The organism is Actinocrinis sp. (assembly GCF_035938995.1).
In the GTDB taxonomy this organism is placed as follows: Bacteria; Actinomycetota; Actinomycetes; order Streptomycetales; family Catenulisporaceae; genus DASZGI01.
Genome location: NZ_DASZGI010000134.1, coordinates 1 through 4,987, shown reverse-complemented (window position 1 = coordinate 4,987; position 4,987 = coordinate 1). Strand labels below are relative to the sequence as shown.

4 protein-coding genes and 1 pseudogene are annotated in these 4,987 nt (G+C 68.6%); 1 reads left to right on the top strand and 4 read right to left on the bottom strand.

Translation table 11 applies throughout. The features are described from left to right. Positions 1–268 precede the first annotated feature (268 nt). From VGZ32_RS08985 to VGZ32_RS08975, 3 genes are all read right to left on the bottom strand, one after another. Positions 269–445 carry a hydrophobic protein gene (locus VGZ32_RS08985; RefSeq protein WP_326885426.1) on the bottom strand — a complete coding sequence of 59 codons (177 nt, stop codon included), beginning with the start codon at positions 443–445 and terminating at the stop codon, positions 269–271. Positions 446–1,142: 697 nt separating this feature from the next. After that, complete coding sequence (locus VGZ32_RS08980) at positions 1,143–1,670, bottom strand: hypothetical protein (RefSeq protein WP_326885425.1); 528 nt, start codon at positions 1,668–1,670, stop codon at positions 1,143–1,145. 2 nt (positions 1,671–1,672) lie between these two features. Next, a complete protein-coding gene (locus VGZ32_RS08975; protein ID WP_326885424.1) occupies positions 1,673–1,951 on the bottom strand; it encodes a hypothetical protein in 279 nt (92 codons plus the stop codon). A gap of 1,241 nt (positions 1,952–3,192) precedes the next feature. On the opposite strand from VGZ32_RS08975, the gene VGZ32_RS08970 reads away from it, so the two are divergent. Continuing rightward, a complete protein-coding gene (locus VGZ32_RS08970; RefSeq protein ID WP_326885423.1) occupies positions 3,193–4,710 on the top strand; it encodes a CYTH and CHAD domain-containing protein in 1,518 nt (505 codons plus the stop codon). Positions 4,711–4,783: 73 nt separating this feature from the next. On the opposite strand, the pseudogene VGZ32_RS28660 reads toward VGZ32_RS08970, so the two are convergent. Then, positions 4,784–4,987 (bottom strand): annotated as a pseudogene (locus tag VGZ32_RS28660) (thiamine pyrophosphate-requiring protein); the annotation flags it as partial.

Sequence of the window (4,987 nt, the reverse complement as noted above, 5' to 3'; positions counted from 1 at the left end):
GGGTGCACTGTGGCGTAGTGGTGATCCCGTAGCTCGTTGCAAAGGATGCATTGCGCTGCATCGCTCGCACCACCCCTGTCGCCCTCACGTAGGCGTTTGCCGCAGAGACACTCGGCGTCGTGCGGCGCTTCAAGAGCTTGGTCGAAGGCCGGATAGCAGAGCGTGCAGACAATATGCCGGAGGTGGTCGCCGCCGCCCCCGTCGGCAGTGTCGACGGGGGCGGGTCTAGTAGTCGGCGCCGTTTCGTCACGACGGACCGCGGGCGGGGTCACCAGCGACGGTACCAGCGCGCCCGACGGCCGCCGGACAGCTCGCCGCCGGAGAAGCCGAAGCCTACGAGCCACGCCACGAAGACGACCACTGCGATGATCCACAGCGCGTGCACGGCGAATCCCAGGCCGCCCAGAAGCAGGGCAAGCAGCAAAACGAGCAGAATGACACCCATGGTGGAGCTCCTTTCGATTTTCCCCTCAGCCCGGGCGATACGCTCGCGGGCCTCTACTCCCGACTAACCCGAAATCGCGACACCAAACAGCCGTGTGATTACTCGCGGGTTCGAGCGATTAAGTAGAAATTGAGTTCAGCCGCACCGCAGGAGCATGACGACGAGCACGATCACGAGGACGAGACTATGGTTCCAACACCGATATTCATGAGTCTCCTCACCGGCTGCCGGTTCGGCCGCGCTGTCTCGAAGCGCGACTCTTCCTTGTCCGTGCTCTGTACTGGTTGATGACGCGTCAAGAGGAATGCAGGATTCGGATCCAGGCACACGCGGACGTAGTTTTCGAGGACTGATTGCTCAACCGGGCGCCGAGGGGCGCAGGCAGTCCTTCGGCGAGCCCACGGTGACCGGGGTGACCCGTCCCATCAGCGGGGAAGAGGTCTGCGGAGACACGTGGGCGGCCAGACTCGACGAAACCGACCCGGACGCGCAGGGCGGTCCGGGCGCCGCGGACCCGGCGATCCTGCTCATGTTGTGCGACGGGCTGGGGCACGGCCCACTGGCGGCCGCGGCCGCCACCCGGGCCAAAGCAGCCTTCCGCCGGAGCACCCGGCCGGGATCTGAGCCTACGGGCGGCGCGCGGGAACATCGTGTGTGGTGGGGCCCCGGCCGCGACGGTCCGCGACGCGACGGACGCTTAACGAAGCCTTTGACGACGCCGAGTGCGCACCGGGCGGCCGGTCAGCGGTGATACGGGGACCAGGGACTGGTCCACCATGTGGTCGCCCACGTGGCGCACGACCTGATCGGGCTGGAGATGCTCGCGCACGACGCTCTCGGGCTGCTCGGCGGCGGGAAATGCGAGCGTATGGACCGCCGGGCGGGACGGCTCGACGATGGCCGGCAGGATCTGGGTGGTTTGGGGAGCGGGCGCGACGAGCGGCGGTCGGAGGTCCGGGTCGGCAGTGGTGATCGGATTGCCGAACACGTCCAGCATCGGCTCGCCGATCGGCTCGACGACCGCGGCCACGTCGGCGGTGGTCTGCGAGAACAGCGGGCTGTCGGCGATCAGGAAACGCAGCAGCAGGTCGGCGATCCCGGCGATCATGACGATCAGTCCGGTCATGTGGATGTCGAGCGCCTTGGGGGACGCCTGGATGCCGAACGCCAGCGCTCCACCCGCGGCGATGACGGCGAGGGCCCCCACGAAACTAGTGCGTCGCACGATCAGAACCCCCCGTCCTCGCCGTCAGGGTCGCCGTATGGCGGTTCGCCAGGTCTGTCGTCGTATGGCCGTACTACGACGGCGCTGCCCTGCGCGACGGTGACCGCGGTCAGCTTGCGTTGCCGGGCGAGCGAAGTCAGCTGCATCACGAGCCCGACGACGCCGACCGCGATAAGAACCGCCCCGATAGCGCCGACGTTGAGACCAGGGGTGTGGACGTGCGTCGCGAAAGCCAGGATTGCGCCGAAGGCGATCACCGATACGTTCGCCCCGATAGACATGGGGTGTTCTCCTGTCTGGGTGGCCGGATTGCTCACCGGCTAGGCCATTCGTGTACCCCGAGGACCGTGACGCATGTATGGCTGCACAGTCCCGGTCCTCCGCGCCTGTGCTCAAATCGACTGCGGAGGGAGTTCGAGCAGGTCGGCAGCTCACGTGGCTCGGCTCGGTCAACGGTGCCCGTGCCACGCTGAGCCGCGTAGTCGTCCCCTCAGTCCGGGAAATTGGCGCGAGTCCGTTAAACGCAGTGCGGCTTTCACAGAGTTTGATATCGCGCCTCAATGCCGAACAGGCCGAGCAGATGGGGATCGGCTTGTCCGTCCGCTGGTATGAGCATCGGACTTCATGGCGGTCTAGTTACGCCGGGCGGCTGCCGCGCGGATCAATGGTCCTGGCATTGCCCGATGTCCGCTCTGCGCGGGGTGAGGCCGAGGCCTGGCGCGGCGGGATCGGGGCGGACCCTGGCCTGCGATCAGCGCACTGAACACGGCGCCGGAGTCCCACCGCAGCGCGCACATCCAGGCGCACTCCCCCGCGAGCCAAGCAGGATCCCGCGCCAACCGTCCGCGAGCAGCGCGTATTCGCGCAGCACGTGCAGCGGGAACTCCCGCGCCGAGTGAGCGTGGAACGGTGCCGATGCAGCGTGTCCCAACGGCGCGGTATGTGGGGATGCCAAACTGTGCTCCCGGTGGATCGGCGATGCGCGAGGACCGGATCCAAATGACCCGCCTGACCGTCCTGAAACACGCCGTAGACCGATTCAGCCCGGCGTGTTCCACACCAACAGCGCGAGCACGGCGATGCTGCCAACCAACCAAGACGCATAATCTCCCACGTGCCCGGAGTGCGTGCGCTCCACCGCGACCAGCAGCGTACGCACTCGTCCAGTTATCACCGACGCGGCTCCGGCCCGGGCCCGAACGCGGCGCGAAGGCCATAGCGTCATCGCGGCAATGCCCAGGGCCAACGCGGTGCCGAGAAGCCCGAGCATGATCGCGCCGGCATCCCATCCAGTGGCCGACGAGGCGGGTCGCGTGCCTGCCGACCCGGTGAACGCATAAGCGGCCCGGCCTAGCCCGCGACCTGGCCGTGCGCGGCGGAGCGACCGCCCTCGGCGCGACCCTGGCCTGGCAGACGGGGCGGATGACGGGACGTGATCGAGTGCGCGGCGGAATTTGCCACCGGTAGGTGATTCGTTCACTTCGGCGCTACTTGTGCCGGGAATCCCGGGTAGGCGGCACCCATGGCCACGAAGATGCAAGAGACCGAATGGAAGTACCAGGCACCCCCAGACACGGCCTTACCCGACCTGACGGGTCTGCCGCGCGTGGCGGCGCAGTCCGAGCCCGAGGAGCAGACCCTCGACGCCGTGTACCACGACACCGCCGGGCTCGACCTGGCGCACGCGGGCATCACGTTGCGTCAACGCTCCGGTGGCGAGGACGCCGGGTGGCATCTGAAGCTGCCGCAACGCCCGGGCGTGCGTACCGAGCTGCGGCTCCCAGCAGGGCGGGAGCTGCCCGCGGAGTTCCGTGAGCTGCTGACCGCCACCCGGCGCGGCCGACCGTTGCAGCCCGTCGCGCACATCACGACAAAAAGACGGCTAAGCAGGTTGCGGGACCAGGCCGGTGCCGACTTGGCCGAGGTCGTGGTCGACACGGTGACCGCCGAGACCTTCGGCGACACGACCACGCTCATACGCTGGGACGAGGTCGAGGTGGAGCTCGCCGACGGCGTCCCCGGTGCGCGGCGGCTGCTCAAAGCCGCGGACCAGCGGCTTCGTCGCGACGGCCTGCACCGCTCGCACTACACCAGTAAGTTGGAGCAGGCACTGGGCCGCAGGCTCACCCCGGCGGAAGCCGAGCCGCCCGCAGATCCACAGAGCGCGGGCGACGTGCTTCGCGCGTACCTCGCCGTTCACCTCGAAAAGCTGACCTCGGCAGACCTGCGTGTGCGTGGCGACGAGGCAGACGCGGTCCACGACATGCGCGTCACCGCCCGACGCCTGCGCAGCGCCCTGCAGGCGTTCCGGCCGCTGTTCCGCCGCGGCGATATCACCGGGTTGATCAATGAGCTGCGATGGTTGGGGGAAGTCCTCGGCCACGCCCGAGACGATGAAGTCCTGCGCGGACACCTGTCCGCGACGTTGAGCCAGGTGCCGGCGGAGCTGGTCCTCGGGCCTGTCCAGGCGCGGGTCACCGGCTTCTACGCCCCGCGAGAGGCCGCGTCACGCAAGCGACTGCTCAAGGCGCTCGGATCCGAACGGTATCTCGCCCTGCTCACGCGCCTCGACGCGCTTGTGGCGGACCCGCCGTTGACCGCCGACGCCGAGCGGCTGGCGGGCGAGGCGCTACCGCCCCTCGTCTGGCGATCGTTCCGTCGCGCGCGTCGCCGCATACGGCGGGCGACGGAAGTGGCACCCGGACCGCAGCGCGACCACGCACTGCACGAGGCCCGCAAAGCCGCCAAGCGGGCCCGCTACGCGGCCGAGGCAGTCGAGCCCGCCGTCGGGAAGAACGCGCGGCGGTCAGCGAAAGGACTCAAGAGGCTCCAATCCGCGCTCGGCGAGCACCAAGACACCGTGATCGCGCGCCAAGCCCTCACACAGCTGGCCGTCCGAGCGCACGCCGACCACGAGACCACGTTCACCTATGGCCTGGTCCACGGATACCAAGCCGCACAGGCCGCCCGCGCGCAACACGCCGCCCGCCGCGCCTGGAGGCGAGTGAATCGAAAGAAGCGCACTGCCTGGATGCAATGACGGCCGCGACGGCGACTCGCTGCCCGCAAATGCGTCCCAGCGACGACTTATAACGATGACCGACCTGCGACTCACCCTCACGACCGCCGCCGGGTAGGAACTCCTGGATCTTCGCCTTGACGCCATGGCGGACCATCCCGGCCCGGTCGGGGTTGCCGTGGATCACAGCCGCCGCGGCCGCCTCGGCTGCCTCGACCTGCTCAAGCATGGCGTGCGGCGGGATCGGTGGCACGGCTGGATCGGTGCGGAAGTCGAGCACGAACGGCCGGTCCGCCTC

Coding starts and splice junctions, on each gene's coding strand:
- VGZ32_RS08985 (WP_326885426.1), bottom strand. CDS start 445: ATGGGTGTCATTCTGCTCGTTTTGCTGCTTGCCCTGCTTCTGGGCGGC.
- VGZ32_RS08970 (WP_326885423.1), top strand. CDS start 3,193: ATGGCCACGAAGATGCAAGAGACCGAATGGAAGTACCAGGCACCCCCA.
- VGZ32_RS08975 (WP_326885424.1), bottom strand. CDS start 1,951: ATGTCTATCGGGGCGAACGTATCGGTGATCGCCTTCGGCGCAATCCTG.